The 19,547-nt window shown below is 59.8% G+C and carries 17 protein-coding genes; 9 read left to right on the plus strand and 8 right to left on the minus strand.

Annotated elements, in window-relative coordinates:
* Both cysN and cysD read right to left on the minus strand, forming a co-directional pair.
* On the minus strand, positions 1–1,409 hold a 1,409-nt coding region (gene cysN / locus Q0L57_RS11945; protein ID WP_296742868.1), incomplete at its 3' end, for a sulfate adenylyltransferase subunit CysN.
* 2 nt (positions 1,410–1,411) lie between these two features.
* On the minus strand, positions 1,412–2,317 hold the full coding sequence (cysD, locus tag Q0L57_RS11950) for a sulfate adenylyltransferase subunit CysD (RefSeq protein WP_296742870.1): 906 nt from the start codon (positions 2,315–2,317) through the stop codon (positions 1,412–1,414).
* Between the two features lie 467 nt (positions 2,318–2,784).
* Between cysD and Q0L57_RS11955 the strand changes: the two genes are divergently transcribed.
* Positions 2,785–4,071 carry an O-antigen ligase gene (locus tag Q0L57_RS11955; protein ID WP_296742872.1) on the plus strand — a complete coding sequence of 429 codons (1,287 nt, stop codon included), beginning with the start codon at positions 2,785–2,787 and terminating at the stop codon, positions 4,069–4,071.
* Positions 4,068–5,006 carry an NAD-dependent epimerase/dehydratase family protein gene (locus Q0L57_RS11960; RefSeq protein ID WP_296742874.1) on the plus strand — a complete coding sequence of 313 codons (939 nt, stop codon included), beginning with the start codon at positions 4,068–4,070 and terminating at the stop codon, positions 5,004–5,006. Before Q0L57_RS11955 ends, Q0L57_RS11960 begins: the two co-directional genes overlap by 4 nt.
* On the opposite strand, the gene Q0L57_RS11965 is transcribed toward Q0L57_RS11960, so the two are convergent.
* The 6 genes from Q0L57_RS11965 to Q0L57_RS11990 form a co-directional block, all read right to left on the minus strand.
* Positions 4,994–5,530 carry a sugar transferase gene (locus Q0L57_RS11965; protein ID WP_296742876.1) on the minus strand — a complete coding sequence of 179 codons (537 nt, stop codon included), beginning with the start codon at positions 5,528–5,530 and terminating at the stop codon, positions 4,994–4,996. The two genes, Q0L57_RS11960 and Q0L57_RS11965, sit on opposite strands and share 13 nt — an antisense overlap.
* Before the next feature lie 3 nt (positions 5,531–5,533).
* A complete protein-coding gene (locus Q0L57_RS11970) occupies positions 5,534–6,445 on the minus strand; it encodes a glycosyltransferase family 2 protein (RefSeq protein ID WP_296742878.1) in 912 nt (303 codons plus the stop codon).
* A gap of 87 nt (positions 6,446–6,532) precedes the next feature.
* Positions 6,533–8,542: a UDP-N-acetylglucosamine 4,6-dehydratase gene (locus tag Q0L57_RS11975; protein WP_296742880.1), complete on the minus strand. Its 2,010-nt coding sequence runs from the start codon at positions 8,540–8,542 to the stop codon at positions 6,533–6,535.
* A gap of 487 nt (positions 8,543–9,029) precedes the next feature.
* Complete coding sequence (locus Q0L57_RS11980) at positions 9,030–9,896, minus strand: glycosyltransferase family A protein (RefSeq protein WP_366940895.1); 867 nt, start codon at positions 9,894–9,896, stop codon at positions 9,030–9,032.
* A gap of 35 nt (positions 9,897–9,931) precedes the next feature.
* The gene (locus Q0L57_RS11985; RefSeq protein ID WP_296742884.1) at positions 9,932–11,233 is read right to left on the minus strand and encodes a CmcI family methyltransferase; all 1,302 of its coding nucleotides are present in this window, start codon (positions 11,231–11,233) and stop codon (positions 9,932–9,934) included.
* A complete protein-coding gene (locus Q0L57_RS11990; RefSeq protein ID WP_296742886.1) occupies positions 11,233–12,069 on the minus strand; it encodes a TylF/MycF/NovP-related O-methyltransferase in 837 nt (278 codons plus the stop codon). The genes Q0L57_RS11985 and Q0L57_RS11990 overlap by 1 nt, the downstream gene beginning before the upstream one ends.
* A 718-nt stretch (positions 12,070–12,787) precedes the next feature.
* On the opposite strand from Q0L57_RS11990, the gene Q0L57_RS11995 reads away from it, so the two are divergent.
* The 7 genes from Q0L57_RS11995 to Q0L57_RS12025 all read left to right on the plus strand — a co-directional run bounded on the left by Q0L57_RS11995 (position 12,788) and on the right by Q0L57_RS12025 (position 19,411).
* Positions 12,788–13,579: an ABC transporter permease gene (locus tag Q0L57_RS11995; RefSeq protein WP_296742887.1), complete on the plus strand. Its 792-nt coding sequence runs from the start codon at positions 12,788–12,790 to the stop codon at positions 13,577–13,579.
* 7 nt (positions 13,580–13,586) lie between these two features.
* Positions 13,587–14,330 carry an ABC transporter ATP-binding protein gene (locus Q0L57_RS12000; protein ID WP_296742889.1) on the plus strand — a complete coding sequence of 248 codons (744 nt, stop codon included), beginning with the start codon at positions 13,587–13,589 and terminating at the stop codon, positions 14,328–14,330.
* A 193-nt stretch (positions 14,331–14,523) separates the two neighbouring features.
* Positions 14,524–15,654 (plus strand): DegT/DnrJ/EryC1/StrS family aminotransferase, encoded by a 1,131-nt coding sequence (locus Q0L57_RS12005; protein WP_296742891.1) that lies wholly within the window; start codon positions 14,524–14,526, stop codon positions 15,652–15,654.
* The gene (locus tag Q0L57_RS12010) at positions 15,651–16,589 is read left to right on the plus strand and encodes a glycosyltransferase family 2 protein (protein ID WP_296742893.1); all 939 of its coding nucleotides are present in this window, start codon (positions 15,651–15,653) and stop codon (positions 16,587–16,589) included. The genes Q0L57_RS12005 and Q0L57_RS12010 overlap by 4 nt, the downstream gene beginning before the upstream one ends.
* A complete protein-coding gene (locus tag Q0L57_RS12015; protein ID WP_296742895.1) occupies positions 16,586–17,539 on the plus strand; it encodes a WxcM-like domain-containing protein in 954 nt (317 codons plus the stop codon). The genes Q0L57_RS12010 and Q0L57_RS12015 overlap by 4 nt, the downstream gene beginning before the upstream one ends.
* On the plus strand, positions 17,526–17,906 hold the full coding sequence (locus Q0L57_RS12020; RefSeq protein ID WP_296742897.1) for a GtrA family protein: 381 nt from the start codon (positions 17,526–17,528) through the stop codon (positions 17,904–17,906). The genes Q0L57_RS12015 and Q0L57_RS12020 overlap by 14 nt, the downstream gene beginning before the upstream one ends.
* Positions 17,882–19,411 (plus strand): glucosyltransferase domain-containing protein, encoded by a 1,530-nt coding sequence (locus tag Q0L57_RS12025; protein ID WP_296742899.1) that lies wholly within the window; start codon positions 17,882–17,884, stop codon positions 19,409–19,411. Before Q0L57_RS12020 ends, Q0L57_RS12025 begins: the two co-directional genes overlap by 25 nt.
* Positions 19,412–19,547 lie beyond the last annotated feature (136 nt).

The raw sequence follows: 19,547 nt of genomic DNA on the forward strand, positions 1-19,547 counted from the left end.
CCGGTGAACCAGAACACCGCCGGGCGCTGGTTCTTCAGGTCGGAGCGGCCGCGCTTGCCGACATCGAGCGACTGCCAGTGGATGTTTTCCGCCCGGCGCAGCGAATGCACGATCATCCCGGCGCCGACCGTGGCGTTCGAGATGCGGTCGATCAGGATGAAGGCGCCGGTGGTGCGGTTCTCGGCGAAGGGATCGAATGCGATCGGCGCGCGCGTCGAGAGGTTGCAGACGCCGACTTCGTTCATGTCGAGCGACTTCGCCGCCTCATGCGCGAAATCGTTGACGTTGACCCGATACTTCAGCTCCGTGACCGTTGCGCTGACCTGATCCGTCTCGGTGCGCAGGATATAGGAGCGGCCGGGCAGCAGCGCCTGCTCGTCGAACCAGACGATGTTGGCGGCGAACTGGTCGGTGACCTGCGGACGCGAAGCCGGCGACACCAGCATGTTGCCGCGCGACACCTCCACCTCGTCCTCGAGCACAAGCGTGATCGCCTGGCCGGCGACGGCCTGTTCGAGGTCGCCGCCCTGCGCGACGATGCGCTTGACGCGGGATGCCTTGCCCGACTTGGCGACCACCACCTCTTCGCCTTGCGAAACGGTGCCGGAGGCGATGGTGCCGGCAAAACCGCGGAAATCGAGGTTCGGGCGGTTCACATATTGTACAGGGAAGCGGAACGGCAACTCGACCGCGGCTTCGTCGACCGAGACAGTTTCCAGATGCTCGATCAGCGACGGCCCGGAATACCACGGCGTGCGCTCGGAACGGCTGGTGACGTTGTCGCCGAAGCGCGCCGACATCGGGATCGGCACGATGCTGGCAAAGCCGAGGCTTTGAGCGAACTCGCTGTAATCGGCGACGATCTGGTCGAACACGGCCTTGTCGAAGCCGACGAGATCGATCTTGTTGACGGCCAGCACGATGTGGCGGATGCCAAGCAACGAGGCGATGATCGAATGGCGGCGCGTCTGGCGCAGCACGCCCTGGCGCGCGTCGATCAGCACGATGGCGAGATCGGCGGTCGAGGCGCCGGTCGCCATGTTGCGCGTATATTGTTCGTGGCCGGGCGTGTCCGCGACGATGAACTTGCGCTTCGGTGTGGCGAAGAATCGATAGGCGACGTCGATGGTGATGCCCTGCTCGCGCTCCGCCTCAAGCCCGTCGACCAGGAGCGCGAAGTCGATATCATCGCCAGTGGTGCCGTGCTTGCGCGAATCCTTCTCGAGCGCGGCGAGCTGGTCCTCGAAAATCTGCTTGGTGTCGGAGAGCAGCCGGCCGATCAGCGTCGACTTGCCGTCGTCGACAGAACCGCAGGTGAGGAAGCGCAGCAGCGACTTCTTCTCCTGCGCGGCCATGTAGTCGCGGATGGAGTCGGTCGGGGCGAGGGTCTTGGCCATGATGTGGCGCATGCTCAGAAATACCCTTCGCGCTTCTTCTTTTCCATCGAGCCCGCCTCGTCACGGTCGATAAGGCGGCCCTGGCGCTCGGAAGTGCGCGCCGTCAGCATCTCGCCGACGATGGCTTCCAGCGTGTCGGCGTCGGAGTCGATCGCGCCGGTCAGAGGGTAGCAGCCGAGCGTGCGGAACCGCACAAGGCGGTTCTCGATCGTCTCGCCGGGACGCAGTTGCATGCGATCGTCGTCCTTCATGATCAGCATGCCGTCGCGTTCGACCACCGGCCGCTCCTTGGCAAAATAGAGCGGCACGATCGGGATGTCTTCCTGCAGGATGTACTGCCAGATGTCGAGCTCAGTCCAGTTCGACAACGGGAAGACGCGGATCGATTCGCCCGGCGCGATGCGGGTGTTGAATATCTTCCACATTTCCGGCCGCTGGTTCTTCGGGTCCCAGGCGTGCTGGGCATTGCGGAAAGAGAAGATGCGCTCCTTGGCGCGCGACTTCTCCTCGTCGCGGCGGGCGCCGCCGAAGGCCGCGTCGAAGCCGTATTTGTCGAGCGCCTGGCGCAGGGCCACGGTCTTCATGACATGGGTGTGGGTGTTGGAGCCGTGATCGAACGGGTTGATGCCGTCGCGCACACCGTCCGCGTTGACATGGACCAGCAGGTCGAAGCCAAGCTTCTGGGCCATCTGGTCGCGAAAGGCGATCATCTCGCGGAACTTCCACGTCGTGTCGACATGCAGGAAAGGAAACGGCGGCTTGGCCGGATAGAAAGCCTTCATCGCCAGATGCATCAGCACCGAGGAATCCTTGCCGACCGAATAGAGCATCACCGGCTTGGAGAACGAGGCCGCGACCTCGCGGAAGATGTGGATGGATTCGGCTTCGAGCCGCTGTAGATGCGTGAGCGCGATGTTCATGGACTGTCGAGCGTTCTTTCGTGCCGGCCAGGCCTTGCATCAGGCAGTTGGCGCGGTTTGCTCAAAACAGCCCGTCAAGCCCTGGACACTTGTTGCGGGCGTTCTAGCAGATAGCCGTGGTTTGGAACAATGCCAGACAGGCGTGCCAACGCCCAGTTACGGAACGAATTTTCCACTCAGCGCTCACATCGCGGAAAATCCTGCCCAGGAAACGGAGAGACCCGCGAGGGGAAGAAAAACCGTTGCCTCGGCCGGAAATTCTTACGCCATGCGCCGGGCGGTGTTCACGCCCGTCACTGGTTTTTTCAACCGGACAAGCCAGTCGCCCTATCGGAGACCGGCGCCAGCCGCTATACCCGGCGCGGGGATCTGGAAACGGCAACGGCGCCACGACGGAAGGGGTCGTGCGAAGCGCGCCATCCGCTACCGGCAGGGCAGCGCACAACCCGAAACTGCGAAGCAGAGCATTGAACCCGTTTGCACCGCTCCGGCGACACCTGACGCCCGCACAGATCAACATCTACTTCTCGATCGTCTGTTTCCTTTCGCCCGTGATCGGGTCGGGAGTAAGCTTCGCGTTCAATGCCGGCGGCGTGTGGTCGGCGCTGTTGGTTGCCCTGAAGCGGCGGCGGCTCAACATCGACCGGCCGATGCTGGCGATGACGGTGGCGATTTATGCCTATTGCGCGGCACAGGTGCTGGCGTCGACCGTCAACGGCGCCATCCCGGCCGATCTCCGGCACTTCGTGCCGCTGATCACCTTCCTCTTCTTCCCCCTCTCCTATTCGACCTGGAGCATCACGGAAAAGCCGACGCTGGTCCGCATCGCGGTGCTCACCAGCGTGGTGGCCTGTTTCGGCTCGCTCGCGCTGGCTCTCCTGCAATATTACTGGCTCGGCATCAGGGCCAAGGGCGGGGCCGGAAACGCCATCGTCTTCGCCACGGTCGCAAGCCTCGCCGTCATGATGTGCCTGGCTGGAGCCCTGTCGGGCATAGAGAAGCGCTGGAAATTGCTGGCGGGCGCCGCGCTTGCCGGCTTCGTTGCCATCGTCTATTCGGGGACACGCATCATCTGGCTGGCCATGCTGGTCGCGGGCATAGTCGTCCTCCTGATCAATCGCGGCAGGTTCACCAACGCCAATCTGACACGCCTCCTTTTGATAACCGGCGTGGCCTGTGTCGCGGTCGCGGCGATCGGTTTTCCCATCATCATGGACCGCGCTGACTTCCTCTTCAGCGACTGGACCGCGCTGACCACCAAGGGCGATTACACCACCGCGCTCGGCCTGCGTGTCGCGCTTTGGGAAATCGGCCTTCGCGCCTTCCGCGAAATGCCGCTGTTCGGCCATGGCATCGCCGCCAGCCAGGATCTGATGAAACAGGGCTTTCGCGACCAGTTCGGCATGGAAGAAGGTTTCAGCCACTACCACAACGGCTTGCTGACCGCGCTGGTACAAGCCGGGCTCGTCGGCGCCATTGCCCTCGCGTCGGTCTTCGTCATCGCGACCAGGAACGCGGCGAAGGTGTTGCGCGCAAGCGCCGACCCGCTGGAGCGGTTCGGCGCGACGATGATCGTCGTCACCGTCATCATCTATCTCATCGGCGGGTTGACCGGCATCGTGGTCGGCCACGACATCCTTGATTCGGTCCTGATGGTTTTCCTGATTTGCGGAACCTACCTGGCCAGCGGACGAACGGTTTCACCGATCGGGAAAAGCGCGCCGGTGATGGCACCCGCTGGCGGCCGGGCATGAAGGTTCTCGTCACCGGCGCGACAGGGTTCATCGGGCGTCAGGTCGTCGACCGGCTCCGCGAAGCCGGGTTCGACACGCGGATTGTTTCGCGCCAGCCGGAAGGGTTCGCGGCTGGCAGCGACGTTGTCCCGCTTCCAGGCATCGACGCGCCGGACGAAGCGTTTCTTGGCTTGATGCGTGACGTGACGCATGTCGTTCACTGTGCGGCGCTCAACAACGACCGCAACGCCTGCGAAGCAGACTATCTGGCCGCCAACGCGAAACTGACAGGACGCGTTGCCAAGGCCGCTGCCGCTCGCGCCGGCGGCCGTTTCGTCTATCTGTCCTCGATCCGGGCCGTCGCTGGCCCGGGCTTCAGCGGCACCGTCGATGAAGCGACGCCGACCGATCCGCGATGCGCCTATGGCCGCTCCAAGCGCGAAGGCGAAATCGCGTTGCTGGACGCCTACGGATCGGCGGGCCGTGTCGATGCCACTGCGCTGCGGCTTTCGCCTGTGTATGGCAAGGGCATGAAGGGAAACATGGCCGCATTGATGCGGCTTGCCGACACCGCCCTGCCGCTGCCGACCGGCGCACTGACAGGGGTGCGGTCGCTGCTGTCGTCCGAGGCGGCGGCGGGCGCGGTGCTGCATCTGATGACCCGCCCCGGCCCGCTTCGCCCGATCTATCTGGCTGGCAACGCCATGCCGGTTTCGATGCGCGAGATGATAACGGCGTTTCGGCAGGGTTTCGGTCGGTCGCCACGTCTGTTTCCCATGCCGCCACGGCCGCTCGCCGCGGCTGCAGCACTGCTCGGCAAGGGCGCGGGCTGGCAGGCCCTGACCGCGACCCAGATTTGCGATCCGTCGCGGCTGATGTCGGAAGGCTGGAAGCCTGAAACCGATACGCTCGGCGGGCTTCATGACCTGGCGCGGCTTGCCGGTCAGGCCTTGTAGAATGTACCGAGCAGGATCCTGAGATCGAGGCCGATCGATGCAGCCCCGACATAGGCGGCATCCGTTTCAGCGCAGAGTTTCGGGTCGGACATGTCGATGCCGTTGATCTGCGCAAGGCCGGTGATGCCCGGAAGCGCGGTCAACACGCCCAGCACCTTGCGGCGTTCGATCAATTCCGTTTGCGTCGGCAGGCATGGACGCGGACCGACGAGGCTCATCTCGCCCTTGAGCACGTTCCAGAGCTGCGGCAGCTCGTCGATCTTGGTCCGGCGCAGCACCTTGCCGACCAGGGTGACCGCGCTCACCGGCGCCTCATGCGTGGGGAGCGACGGCGTTCCCTGGCGCATCGTGCGCAGCTTGCGGCAGGCGAAGAGGTCGCCTCCTCGTCCAACCCGAATTTGCGAAAAGATGGCCGGCCCGGGCGATGTCGCCCGGATGGCCAGAATGGCAGCGAGCAGGACGGGCGACGTCAGCACCAGCAGCGGCGCCGCAACGACCAGATCCAAGGCGCGTTTTGCCGCCACGGCTCAGATCCGCCGCCAGAGGAAAGCCAGGTAGAGCCCCAGCGTCCCCATGAGGGTTTGGCGGTAGACGCCGCTTTTGCCAAGCAGGCTGAAGCGCCGCAAGACACTGCCCTTGCGGGCCCTGATGAACATGCCAAGGCAATGCGCCGCATCGCGTGTGATGAGGTCCCGGTTGGCGGCGAGGCCGGCAAGATTGCTGTCGGTCCAGACGGCGAACTGGCCCTTGAAAAGGCGCCCAAGTCGCGAAAGCCTCGCCTTCCACGAAACATTGGCGCCGACGAGGTTCGCCCCATGCTGGCGGTACCTGACCAGCGGCCGCGGCTCATAGCGGACGGAGCCACCGGCGGCGGTGACGATGAGATAGGCCCACCAGTCGTGGCTGACGAACTCCGCCCTCGCGGACGCCTTCGCCAGAAGGTCGCGCGCCGACCGGTTCAGCAGCATGGTGTTGCCGCCGGCTATGCTTTGCACAAGCGCGTTGCGAAACGAAGGCGGGCGGCTGAACAGCGGCGAATAGCCTGCCGGAGCACCGTCCTCGGAAATGGTCGCGGTCCTCGAGCAGAACAGCAGCGGCTTGTCCCCGCCCTGCGCCTTCATCCAGCGGATGGCGCTCTCCAGCCGGTCCGGCTCCCAGATATCGTCCTGATCGCAAAAGGCATAATAGTCCGCGTCCAGGCGCGGATCGACGATCATCGAGCGGAAATTGGCAGCGAAGCCTTTTCGCGGGCCATCGACAAGCGTGACAGAACCCCTGGTCCAACGGGGCCGCCATGCCTCGACGATCGACCGCGTGCCGTCAACCGAGCCGTCATCGGAAACCCACAGATCCAGAAGAGGCCATGACTGGTCGAGCAATGACTGCAACTGCTCGCCCAAAAATGCCTCGCCATCCTTCGTGGCCATCAGAACGGCCACGCGCTGATCCTGTCTGGTCACGGCTTCCGGAATCGCTCACCTGCGGGCATTCGTCTCAATAACCGATCGGGAACTGCCGGGACAGGCCTAACCTGCCTTACCGACCGCTCTCGGCAACGCCTGCTCCAACACGCCCTGATCGGATTGATGGAGGCCTGCGAGCACGGCAAGGGCCGCGGCCTTGTCCTGATCGCGCACGGCGGCCTGGAGCGCCGCCAAAGCGGCCTGGATTTTCGGCCACCTCACGACATCGGTCCTGAGGCCGAAGATCTTGGCGATGTCGAGCTTGACGACCGCCTCGCTGTCGCTGTGCAGCGTCTCATGCAGCTTCTCGCCGGGCCGGATGCCGGTGAAGCGGATCGGGATGTCTGTATAGGGACTCTTGCCGGCCATGCGGATCATGGTCTCGGCGACTTCGAGGATCGGCACAGGCTTGCCCATGTCGAGCATGTAGACGGCGTAGTCGTCGGCGCCCTGGCGCTGCTCGGCGTCCGCCGCCGACATGATGACGAGGTCGACGGCTTCGGCGATCGTCATGAAATAGCGCGTCATGCGCCGGTCGGTGATGGTGACCGGACCGCCGGCCTCGATCTGGGCCTGGAAGATGGTCGCCACCGAGCCGTTGGAGCCAAAGACGTTGCCGAAACGCACGGCGATGAATTTGGTGCCGCAGCTTTGTGCATCGCGCCCGTTCGCCACGACAGTGGGCGAACTCGACGGCGCGCCGCGGTTCTCGTGCAGCGAGGCGACGATCTGCTCGGCGGCCCGCTTGGTGATGCCGAGCACCGATGTCGGGTCGACGGCCTTGTCGCTGGAGATGAGCAGGAACTGCGGTACCCCGCATTTGGCGGCGACCTCGGCGCAGGCGAGCGTGCCGAAGATGTTGGTCTCGACCGCCGCCTCCCAATTTTCCTCCAGGATCGGCACGTGTTTCAGCGCCGCCGCGTGGAAAATGATGGCGGGTTTGAAGTCGCTGACGAGGCGTGTCATGTGGCGCCGGTCGGTGACGTCGACGATGCGGCTGGTCAGCCGGTCGCGATGCTTGTCGTCGATCAGCTGATCAAGCTGGAAAATGCCGAACTCGGAGTTATCGGCCACCAGCACCGCCTCGGCGCCGAGCTCGAGCGCGCGCTTGACGAGGACGCGGCCGATGGAGCCGGCGCCGCCGGTGACCAGCACGCGCTTGCCGGCGACGAAGGCGCCGATGCGCTCGATGTCGGTGGCCACCGCCGAGCGGCCCATGATGGTCTCGACCTCGACGGCATCCAGAACCAGCTTGCCGCCCTGCCCCAGTTGCGAAAGACCGGAGAACTGCACCACGGCGATGCCGCTGTGGCGGGCGACGCGCACCAGTTCGGCATAGTCCTCGATCTCGCGCTCGACCCCTTTGCCGAAGATCAGGAGGTCGAGATTCTCCGTGCCTCTGACATATTCCTCCAGCACCTCGACCAGGTGCGGACGGGTCGCCACCACGGGAACGCCATGGAGCTTCGTGCCGAGCGGCGCATCGCGCTCGGTCGCCATGATGCCGGCAATGGCGTATTCGGCCGGCACGGCCGTGCGGGTGAAGCGGACGATCACGTCGGCCTCGCTCAGTTGGCCGATGAACAGCGCCTGCTTGATCGGAGCGTCGCCCGGAGCGCGGCGCAGGATGCGCCAGCTCGCGCCGTCGCGCAGGAAGCGATAGTAAAGCCGGGGCGCGGAAATGACGGTGAAGGAGACCAGCAGGAAGACGATGAACTGGCGTTCGTTGAGACCGGAGACGGGGTGAAAGGAGCGGACCACCAGCGACGTCAGGTACAGGAGCAAGGTCAGGATCCCGCAGCTCTTCAGGATGTTGAAGAAGTCGGGCGTGGACGCAAAGCGCCATACGGTGTTGTAAAGGCCGCAATATCTGAACAGGAGGTGGGCAAGCAGCGCGATCAGCGTCCAGCAGGCCAGCCCGCCTGGTGATAGCGCCTCGAACGAGAGCCGCGACTGCGACAGGGAGAGGCTCAGCGCCACCGCGACCAGGACCATGGCGATGTCCTGGACCATGATGATAGCACGCCGCATCTTCGGTCGAAGGCCCGATACGGCTTCTACGTAGAACGTCATTGGGTCGTACCGAACTCCAGGCGCAAGGATATGTTCGTCTGAATGGCATCAGGCCTAACATGGCCCGCCACCACTCCAGATTGCAAATCCCTGACCCCCGTCGCTCCAATATTGCATTACCCCGGAGAGAGATGGACCGCCAGCGGTTTTTGACGCCATCACCAGGCATCAAAGGGGTCCAATTGGCAAGGCCTTACGCAATAAGTGTTGGCACTCTGGAGAAACTGCATTGGATCGATTCGAATAACTTCGCCGCAAACTAAACAAAACCACTATGGTCGGCATTTGAAATTGGACCGTTTTTCAGTGCTGCCGCGTCGAAGACGTTGTCACTGACAGGCATTGCTTAATGCTGATCAAATAGTTGTGGCTTGACAAATGAAGTTCTGGCTGCGGCGACTAAATCGACAACCCTCGCCTGCGTTTTCCTGCAGTCCGGCTCTTGGTGCCGCCAAGCACGTTGTCGTTTCGACTCGGAATCAACCCGTCATTCGAGGAGACCAACTCTCGCGAATTTCGCGACCTCCGGGCGAAGAGGTCCGAGATAAGTTGTATCGAACTGCGGTGGGACGTAGCCGCGCTGGAAAATTGACCGATGTTCTTCGTCGAATGTGGAAAACGGAACCTTACCTGAGGTCGCAACACCGCCATGGACCTGATGAAATGTCATGTCCGACAACAAGCAAATGTTCTTGGCCGCGGGGCGTTCAACATATCGTGCAAAAATCTCCAGATTCGCCAGACCTGCGCCTGGAGAAACAAAGCCGGTGTGATAGCCACCGACGGCATCCAGGAGACGGCGGGACATCGAGAAGGCATTGCTCTCCTGAATCGGATGCCAGAAGCCCCTGTAAGAAGACCCAGCAAACACCGAGATATCATAGAGGGCCGACGGCTTCGCAGGCCAGCCGCTATCGGCGATGAGCCTGTCCTCCACATCTTGATTGTACCCCTGGGTCGTCGAGGTCATCTGCACGCTCGGGCCTAGATGGCAGGCAAGCGTGTAGACAAATGCATCCGCACACATTGCATGTGCCCTCAACGTGTTCGCGATTAACTGGTCCGAGAAGATACGCGCCCCATCGATCGCAAAGAGAACATGAGTGCCTCTGGCCACGTGTTTTGCTGCCCAATTGAGCGCAAAGACGGGCGACGGCTGGGGGTTGGGCACCGTCACAATCTGGGGCGCCGGCGAGAAATCCAGGCCGTCTGGCAATGTGAACGGAGGCGTGGAGCCATTGTCCACCACAATAACTTCGTAGTCCTGCGACGTGACGTTCTTTTGATAGGGACCGCAAGCGGACAGGATCGTACGCGGAGCCTCCCGAGCCATATTGTGGATGCAGATGATCACCGACAAGAACGGTCGGCGCTCTCTCGAGAAGAATCTCATACCCTTCGCAGATATCCATTGGGATTGTAGGTCATGTTTCGGCCGAACATATCGCAGTACGCGGCGTCTATCTCGAAAGACCCAGGCCTCCTTGCCAGAAATTCGGCAATCGCCCTGTTAGGTCCGCCTTGATAGCGTGCTGACAACCCAAGCTCATCGAGCACACCATCCTCCATGACAAGATACTCGCCGGTGCGGAGGTGCTCTTCAAAAAAATCCAAAACCGATGTGCATACGGCAAAACTGTGAGCCGAATCTTCGACGACCAGCCAAGGCCGGGGCAGGTCAAAAAGCCTGTGCTCACGAAACAGTGGCTCCAGATCAGCCGCATCGCCCTTGAGAAAGCGAACCCCTTCTAAAGCGGACAAGCCTGGCGGATCGAGATCGACCGAGACAATCTGAGCCGGAATATCCATCGCACGGCACATGTCGCGGAACAGCAGGGCGCTCCCTCCGTGTTTCGATCCCAGTTCAAAGATCGATGCAGGTTGCTGCTCGCCAAGCAACCGCAAGTAGATCGCAATATCTATTGGGCTTTTTAGGCAGGGGATGTTGCGATAGCGATAGTTCATTGTCCCCGCTTGGTAACTGAAGAGGTCGGCGCGAGTTAAGCCCGTTTCGTAACCACGCTTTGAACGCCGCCGCTCGCTCAATCGCTCAAGATCAGTTTCCAAAAACGCCGTTGAGCGCGGTGCAACACTGCGTGCGATCTCCTCAGCCGTCTCAAGTTGATAGTCGCCGGCCAAGATGGCGGCTTCGATATCGCCATAGGCCTCCGCCAAGGTGGTGTCGCTTGGCCTCAATCCGGAAACGATACACAGCCCTTTCATCTCGATGTCGTATGTTTCCACGACCAAGTCCGGTCGGAACTTCCGCAATATCATCACCAGCTTGTAGATATCGCCGGTCCAGATTTGAGTGTCCCGTTCGCGTTTCGCATGAGCAATGTCGCGCGGCAGTACGTCGTCGATCACGATGACGCCTTGAGCATGACTGGTGCGCTCGCAATTGATGAAATCGCGCAACGCGAATTCGGCGCTGTGCATGCCATCTATGAAGGCAAGATCGACCGGGCCACCCATGAGCGAAACGACGTCACGCCTGAAGAATTCGTCACTTGTCTCGGCAAACAATCTGGTCGGCGCCTTCAGCGGCACCCGGATCTCATAGTCGGGATCAACGCCGATTGACGGCGCTGCCGACAGTGCCAGGCTGTGGCCGAAACGACATCCAATTTCGAGATAGCTTCTGGGCCGCAATATCCCGTGGATCACCGAGAGAGCTTCGATATAGTCCATCACCCCGCCTTGCGGAACCAAACGCCTGTCCAATCGACCTTATGCATCATCGGAAGATCGTTCGACTTGCGCGCAAAATAATCCGCAACTGCAAGACGGCATTGTTCTATCGCATAGTCGTCGATAATCACGATCCCGCCTGGAGAAACTTTGTCGTAGAGCGCTTCGAGTGAGTCCATCGTCGACTCATAAAGATCGCCGTCAAGGCGCAGCAGCGCAATCTCATCCGTTTGCAGTCGTGGCAGGGTATCCTTGAACCAACCCTTTGCAAACACGACAGCTTCGGAAGCCAGCCCATAAACCGCAAAATTCTCGCGAACAGTTTCATCATCGACCGCGAGCTCCGGATAGACCGCTTTGCTCAGATCAAGCCCCATATCCTGGGCCAGGCTCGGAGCAGGCAATCCCTGAAAACTGTCCGCGACGAATATCCGCCGCTTTTCGGCTGGATTTACTTTCAAGTACCCTGCCATAAAAATACAACTGCCGCCGCGCCAGACGCCGCACTCGACAAAATCTCCGACAACACCATCGCGAACCACTGTGTCGAGACACTCGTGGAGCATATCCAAGCGCGCGCGCCCGATCATCGTGTGGGAATACCCGGCGTTGCGGATATCGCGGCCGAAGAACCTGCCATTGGTGCGTCCCGCGACCATCTCGGCATAGGCGTCTGCCCGCTCGTGGCGGATATCGTGCAGAATCCGGGCATCAAACACCTCGGAGCCGGCAATGCAGTTGCGCAGATAGATGATGCGAAGCTCGTTATCGAGATAGACGCAATTGAGCAGCGATCGCTTCAAGAGATCGAGATAAAGGCTACTGTAGTCCGTCATGTGCCTTCCCGCTCGCCTTCATCGAAGGCCTCCATAGTTATCTACCGCACTGCACCAGGCCGAATGAAGCAGCGCAACCAGTCGCAAACCGTTCAATTGACATTTCGCGGTGACAGGGCATGGAACGGTCCGCTCTAAACGCACAAAACTAATCGGACGACTGGCCGATCCGTTGGTAGTTTCGCCACGAAGCAAAATGCCTTGACCGCTACACCGCGACCATGACCATGACCATGGCGATGTCCTGTACCATGATGATAGCGCGCCGCATCTTCGGTCGGAGGCTCGATACGGCTTCTACGTATGAGGTCATTGGGTCGTACCGAACTCCAGGCGCAAGGATATGACCGTCTGAATGGCGCCGGACAAAACACCGCCCGCCTCCACCCCAGATTGCAAATCCCTGACCCCCGTCACTCCACTATTGCATTACCCCGGAGGGAGATGGACCGCCAGCGGTTTTTGCCCGAACGCGCAGTTGTACTCCGATGATTTCTTGTGCATCGCGACAACAACTCGGGCGGAGCCACTGGTCGTCCCGATGATGACCGCGGCGGTGCAACAGATGCCGCTAATAAAAGCCTCACGATCCTGATCCGGCTTCATTAAGCCGCAGCGTGTTGCCATAAGCCTGTCGTAGTGATTATGAAGGACCGCTTGGTGGTCGTGTGGGTGTGGGAAACGAAGCTCCAGAACAATAATTTTGGCAACCACGACGATGATTTCGGCACTGAACGGCGCGCTCGACGATATCTTCAGGGCCATGAAGCTGCGGCGGGTTTGGATTGCGCTGGCGCAGGAGGATATCGGCGACCAGCATCGGCGCACGACGCTCGGACCGCTCTGGCTTCTGGTCAACTATCTGGCCTTTGTCGGCACCTTCGTCTTCGTGTTCCAGCCGGCGGGCAAGGACGCAGCTGGTTATTCCGCTTATGTCGCCATCGGCCTGATGGTCTGGTTCTACCTGATGGAGGTCATCTCGCTCAGCGTGCCGCTGTTCAAGCGCGAGGAAAGCTTCATCGAAGGCACGACGCTGCCGCTCTTCGTCTACGTGATGCGGCTGACCGTTCAATCGGCGATCCGGGCCGGCTATGCGGTTGCGGGATGCGTCGTCATCCTGCTGATCAGCGGCCCGGCGCTGACGCCGGCCTGGCTGTGGTCGCTTGCGGGGCTCCTGCTCATCCTTCTGGCCACGCCGGCTCTCATCACAGTCTTCGCGTTTACCGGCGCGTTCTTTCCAGACAGCGAATTCATCGTCGGCAACCTGATGCGGGTCGGCATGTTCCTCACTCCGGTGTTCTGGATGTACAACGGGCAAGGTGGCGTTCAGGAATATGCCTACCACTGGAACCCCTTCACCTATTTCCTGGACGTGGCGCGCATTCCAATCCTAGCCAACGAATTCCCGGCGAATGCCTTCAGCGTCACCGGGCTTGTGGCCCTGGCTGTTTGGGCGATTGCCTTAGTGCTGCTCGGCAGATATCGCCGGCAAGTCGTCTTCATGATCTGAGCACACGATGGTTTCCATAAAGCTGGATAACGTCAGCCTGGTCTACAAGCTGCACGAAAAGCTGACGCTTTCAGCGCCCGACCGGCGGCTGAGTGAAACCGGCGGCAGGATTGGAGGCTCGGGACGAAAGCAGTTCGTGCAAGCCCTCGACAGCATCAGCTTCGAACTGAAGGCCGGCGACCGGCTTGGCCTTGTCGGCCCGAACGGAGCCGGCAAGACAACCTTGCTGAAGGTCCTCTACGGTATCTACGACCCCTCCGGCGGAACCGTGGCAATCGAGGGCAAGGTGGACGCCCTGTTCAACATCAACATCGGATTTCGCCGCGAGGCGACCGGTCGCAGGAACATCGTCCTGCGCGGACTGATCAACGGATGGTCCGAAGCCGAGATCGAAGAGAAAATGGAGGACATCATCGCCTTCAGCGAACTCGGCGATTTCATCGACCTGCCGTTCAAGGCCTACAGCCAAGGCATGGCTGCCAGGCTCGCCTTTTCAGTGGCGACAGCGCTCGAGCCTGAAATTCTGCTGATGGACGAATGGATCGGAGCCGGCGATGCCTCGTTCCAGGAGAAGGCCAAAAGACGCATGGACGAACTGGCCGAGAAGGCCGGCATTATCGTTCTGGCCAGCCACAGCGAGAGCCTCATTCAGAGTGTGTGCACGAAGCGGCTGACGTTAAGGGGCGGACGGGTCGAGTCGATTGCGATAGAGGCTGCGCACGCCGAAGCGGTCGCGGGCTCAAGCTTCTAGCGTCACCGAAGTAATGGAGGCCAGTCTGTTGCAGAGACACCAGAATCCCAATATTTATCCTAATTCAGTGGCCCTGCCGTTCCATTGTCTCGGCGATACAAAACTTTCTTCTGCGTTGCGTTAGCAACAGCTGAACTTACCGACTGTTCTGGATCATCTGCCGGAAAGAATATGATACACTGTTGAGCTGACGATGACGAAAACCAAAGCCATTCCAATGAATGATCTGAAGCGCCTGTATCAGCGCTACCAGGCCGAGATCGAGCGCGAGGTGGCAAACACTTTGCGTTCGGGGTGGTGGCTCAATGGGGCAGCAGGCAAGAAATTTGCCGCCAATTTTGCTAGGTTCGTCGGGGTGTCCGACTGCGTTCTCGTTGCAAATGGCACGGACGCTCTTGAGTTGGCTCTGGCAGCGGTCGCAGGGCTCGGCGAAGCGCGCAAACGCGAAGTCATCACGACAGCTAATGCCGGAGGCTATACTAGCTGCGCCTGCTGGCACAACGATCTCATTCCGCATTATGTAGACATCGATCCAGCCAGCCAACTCGTAAGCGTCCAGGCGCTGCTGAGGGCAGCCAGCGCCGACACCGCCGCGATCGTTGTAACGCATCTGTACGGAGGTGTCGTCGATGTTCGCGCTATCCGTTCAGGACTTGCTGAGGCCGGACTCTCACACATTCCGATCATTGAGGATTGTGCACAGGCGCATGGGGCACGCATCGGTGGCGAAGTGGCCGGATCACTCGGAGACGTAGCAACTTTCAGCTTTTACCCAACCAAGAATCTCGGTGCGATGGGTGACAGCGGGGCCATCCTCACCTCCAACGAAACGCTCGCCCGATATGTGCGGCAGCTACAACAATATGGCTGGAGCTCAAAATACCATGTCGGCTTGCCAGGTGGTCGAAACTCCCGAATGGATGAGGTGCAAGCTGCGATATTGGACATCCTCCTTCCGGACCTGGAGACGCGCAACGCGCAGCGGCGCGCAACACTGCTCCGTTTCAAGTCAGCGGCCGGCCGGCGCGTAAAATTCATCGACGGAGGTGACGGCGCGGTTGCGCACCTTGCGGTCGCGCTGTGCGATAAGCGGGACGCGTTCAGAGAGTTCATGAAGGAGCGCGGTGTCGATACAGACATCCACTACCCTGTCCTCGACTGCGACCAGGTTGGCTGGTCAAATTTGCCCATGAAGGGCATCGAGTATCTCGCGGGATCTAGAGCGAGCGTCGGCCGTATTTGCTCCATTCCCTGCTATCCGGACATGACCAGCGACGAAATAGAACAGGTGTGTGGAGCCCTCGCGATTTGGGAGACAATGTGACAGCACGCTCGATTGTTTTTCCAATCTATCGCAACGAGGAGAACATTCCTTCTCTGTTGCAAACCGTTGCCGACTTTCATGCCCGATACCAGGGTGAAATCGAATTTGTGTTCGTCATAGATGGGTCTCCTGATGATTCCGGCTCCTTGCTCGTCGCAGGGTTGAGCGGCTCCGGATGTAACTACAAGATCATCTTTCACAGTCGGAATTTCGGCTCCTTCACGGCCATTCGGACTGGGCTTGAGCATGCATCGGGCGAGCACGTAGCTGCAATGGCCGCTGACCTTCAGGAGCCACCGGATCTCATAGTTCAATTCTTCTCGATATTGGAGAGAGACTCAGCGGATGTCGTCTTTGGCCGGAGAGCCGGTCGCGACGATCCCCTCATGACCCGATTTCTGTCACAGACATTTTGGGCAGCATACCGCCGGCTGGTTCTGCCCAGCATGCCTAGCGGCGGCGTCGACATTTTTGCCTGCAACAAACAAGTGCTGGAGGTGATCCTGTCGATCGAGGAGCCGAACAGTTCGCTTGTGGTACAGCTCTTTTGGGTGGGCTTCCGCCGCGAGTTTGTATCCTATCGGCGTCGTGAGCGAGAGCATGGGAAAAGTGCCTGGGGCATAGGCCGCCGGCTCAGATATATGATGGACTCCATCTTCTCATTTTCTGACTTTCCGATTGTCCTTACACTCTGGGTTGGAATTGCGGGTTGCGTCCTCAGCCTTATATTTGCGGCTGTCACGGTTATTGCCCGTCTTCTTGGTAGGATCGACCCTGCAGGCTACACGACATTGGTGTTGCTGATCGTTGGTTTTGGATCAGCCATCCTTGCGGTCCAAGGTATTCTAGGCTGCTACCTATGGCGTGCGGTAGAAAACACCAAATCGCGCCCGCTACGAATCATAAGCCGCGTCGTGGACGGGACTTTGAAATGAACGACAGATCATTCTTTGTCCATGATCGCGGCATTTGCGAAAGCACACGTGTCGGTGGCGGCACGAGGATATGGGCATTCGCTCATGTGCTTCCCGGCGCAGTAATCGGAGCGAACTGCAATATCTGCGACCATGTCTTCATAGAGAACGACGTGACGGTCGGTGACGATGTTACCATAAAAAGCGGCGTTCAGTTGTGGGACGGCGTTCGTTTAGGCGACCGTGTGTTTGTCGGTCCGAACGCCGCGTTTACCAACGACCGTTTCCCGCGCTCGAAACATTATCCCGAGACGTTTCTCCGAACGATCGTTGAGGATGGCGCCTCGATCGGTGCTAACGCAACAATCTTGCCGGGAATAACCATCGGTCGCGAAGCGATGATTGGCGCTGGAGCCGTGGTAACCAAAAATGTCCCAGCCCACGCGGTGGTAGTTGGAAATCCCGCGGTCATAGTCGGCTATCAGACGCGGCCGCACGTCGAACCTTTGATGACGCAAGCGATGCCCGGTGCGGCCGGTGATAGGATGCCGCTTGGCGTGGGCGGATGCGAGCTTTGGCGCCTGCCACACTTTAGCGACCTGCGAGGGGAACTCGCTCCTCTTGAATTTGGAGATGACCTGCCTTTCAAGCCATCGCGGTCCTTCCTCGTATACCGCGTTCCATCTGACAAGGTCAGGGGTGAGCATGCACACCGCCAATGCCATCAGTTCCTGATCGCCGCGCATGGCGGCCTGTCGGTCGTTGTCGACGATGGTCACGGCAGAAAAGAGGTGCCGTTGGAAGACCCCTCGATCGGACTTTACCTGCCGCCCGGGGTCTGGGGCATTCAGTACAAGTTCCAGCCAGACACGGCACTGTTGGTCTTGGCTTCGCATCCATACGATGCGAGCGACTATATCAGGAACTATTCGGATTTCCTGGCTGCGGTCAAATCTGATGACCATCGATAGGATTGGTCCGGACGCGATCCGCTTTCTCGTGGCCGGAGGACTGAACACCGTGCTCACGAGTGCTGTCTACTTCGCTGGGCTGACCGTGCTCCCGCCAGTTGTCTCCTATACGATTGCCTGGCTGGTAGGCCTTGCATTCGTGATGGTGTTCTACCCCGAACGGGTCTTTCCCGGAGGGCGTACAGGCTTAGCGGACCGGCTAGCTGTCGGCGGTTCGATCGCTGCGGTTTTTGTAGCCGGGTTAGCAACCCTTCACCTTCTCGAACGAGCGCTGCAAAGCCGAACAGTGGCGTTCTTTGCAACGCTAGCCATCACGACGATCCTCAACTTCTTGGTTTCTCGATGGATACTCCGCAGACAACGCTGATACGTCCCGCCACGATCAAAGCGGCTATCAATCTCTTTGCGATCTTTGTCGCACTGTACTTTTCCGAGCTAGCCTCCTTTTCGCTATCCATTGACGAAGAGGTCGCAGCCTTCAGAACGGATGCCTCAATCTGGATCGCCCAAGGGCGTTGGGGCGCGTATCTTGTCGAGACGTTTCTCATACCTCATCCGGTAATGCCTTTCTTGCCGCCGGCTGTCTTTGGCGTCGGTTGCGTTACCGCCTACCTGCTGGTTATGGACGCCATCGGCAAGCACGAACTCTCCATCGCCGAATATGCGTGTTTCACGATCTTCTGCGCCTTTCCGACCTGGTTCTTCCTTGTCGAGTTCTATTCCAATATTGGTGCGGTCGGGATCGGTTTAGCAGCCGCCACCCTTGCGGTTTGGCTTATCAGCAAGAAGGATCCTCCGGTAGCAAGTTCGCGTTTCCTCGCTGCGATTGCGGCCGGTGGTTTTGCGATCTCTATCTACCAGAGTTTCGTCCCTGCAATCCTAGTTTTGGGTATCGCCTTCTCGGTTCTACAGACAAGGGTCAGCACCAAAATGTCGCTGCCAAAGCACTTGATTCGCGTGGCCGTCCTTTTGGCCGGCTCTGCGGTTTTCTATGTTGTTGGCAATGCAATTTTCAAGTCATTCACTTCCCAAAGAAGCGAGTATTTCGAGTCACTTTTCCAGCCGGCATTTTTATTCCAACATCCGATAGTGGTGATTGGCCGGATACTGGAAGCAGTAAGAGGGGCGTTTGGCCTGGACCATGACACCTATGGCGTTGTTTTGTGGACGATTCCGGTGCTGCTGATCTTCGGCGGGTGGACGCTTCTCAAAGAGTCCCCTCGCGCGAATTTGCCGCTGTTGGCGATCGCCCTCGTGTCGCTGACCGTCCCTTTCGGCGTTCATTTTTTGGCTGCAGGTAGTATGCCTGTGAGAAGTCTCATAGGCTTGCCAATAGCTGTTTGGCTTTTTGTCTACCTTGCATTGACGAGCAGGAACGCCAGGATCAGAACCATCTCGGCGATCTTGCTCGGAGTGGCAGCGTTCCAAATCCTGATGATACAAAACTACCGTCAGGCGTCCAGTTCTCTTGTCGACAAGCACGACACGCTTGTGGCCGCCGCAATCTACGACAGGCTGACTATGACAGAGGGCTATGATGCGAGGCGCACCTACGCGCTAAGCGTGTTCGGCGGGCTGCCATTCGCTACCAATTATCCCAGGCCCCCCAGTTCAACAGTCGGATATTCGTTTTTCGAATGGGACGGCGGCAATCCCTGGCGCATCGCTTACTACATGAGATTGCTGGGCTATTCAAATCTAAACGGCTCGACGGACCAGCAAGCCGATCAAACGATCGTCCGGCTTTCGACAATGCCCGTATGGCCTGCGCCAGGCAGCGTGGAAATCGAAGGCGACGTTGCATTGATCAGGCTTGGTGACCAACCGAGCGTTGCCAATCAACAGGCGCTCGCGAGGGCGGTCAATCACTGAGGGCGCATGACAAACCTCATCGCATCTGACGCTGCGTTTGATTGAGAACGAGCGATCTCGGCATCCGTCATTCCAAACGGAACTTCGGACATCTCAGTTCTCTGTGCTGCGTCTACTGAGGTAACGCCTCTTAAAT

The organism is Mesorhizobium sp., assembly GCF_024509055.1.
Taxonomy (GTDB): domain Bacteria; phylum Pseudomonadota; class Alphaproteobacteria; order Rhizobiales; family Rhizobiaceae; genus Mesorhizobium.

Excerpts from the sequence above, each read along its gene's own strand:
- cysD (WP_296742870.1), bottom strand. The coding sequence starts at position 2,317 with ATGAACATCGCGCTCACGCATCTACAGCGGCTCGAAGCCGAATCCATC.
- Q0L57_RS11960 (WP_296742874.1), top strand. The coding sequence starts at position 4,068 with ATGAAGGTTCTCGTCACCGGCGCGACAGGGTTCATCGGGCGTCAGGTC.
- Q0L57_RS11975 (WP_296742880.1), bottom strand. The coding sequence starts at position 8,542 with ATGACGTTCTACGTAGAAGCCGTATCGGGCCTTCGACCGAAGATGCGG.
- Q0L57_RS11985 (WP_296742884.1), bottom strand. The coding sequence starts at position 11,233 with ATGGACTATATCGAAGCTCTCTCGGTGATCCACGGGATATTGCGGCCC.
- Q0L57_RS11990 (WP_296742886.1), bottom strand. The coding sequence starts at position 12,069 with ATGACGGACTACAGTAGCCTTTATCTCGATCTCTTGAAGCGATCGCTG.
- Q0L57_RS11995 (WP_296742887.1), top strand. The coding sequence starts at position 12,788 with ATGATTTCGGCACTGAACGGCGCGCTCGACGATATCTTCAGGGCCATG.
- Q0L57_RS12000 (WP_296742889.1), top strand. The coding sequence starts at position 13,587 with ATGGTTTCCATAAAGCTGGATAACGTCAGCCTGGTCTACAAGCTGCAC.
- Q0L57_RS12005 (WP_296742891.1), top strand. The coding sequence starts at position 14,524 with ATGACGAAAACCAAAGCCATTCCAATGAATGATCTGAAGCGCCTGTAT.
- Q0L57_RS12015 (WP_296742895.1), top strand. The coding sequence starts at position 16,586 with ATGAACGACAGATCATTCTTTGTCCATGATCGCGGCATTTGCGAAAGC.
- Q0L57_RS12020 (WP_296742897.1), top strand. The coding sequence starts at position 17,526 with ATGACCATCGATAGGATTGGTCCGGACGCGATCCGCTTTCTCGTGGCC.
- Q0L57_RS12025 (WP_296742899.1), top strand. The coding sequence starts at position 17,882 with ATGGATACTCCGCAGACAACGCTGATACGTCCCGCCACGATCAAAGCG.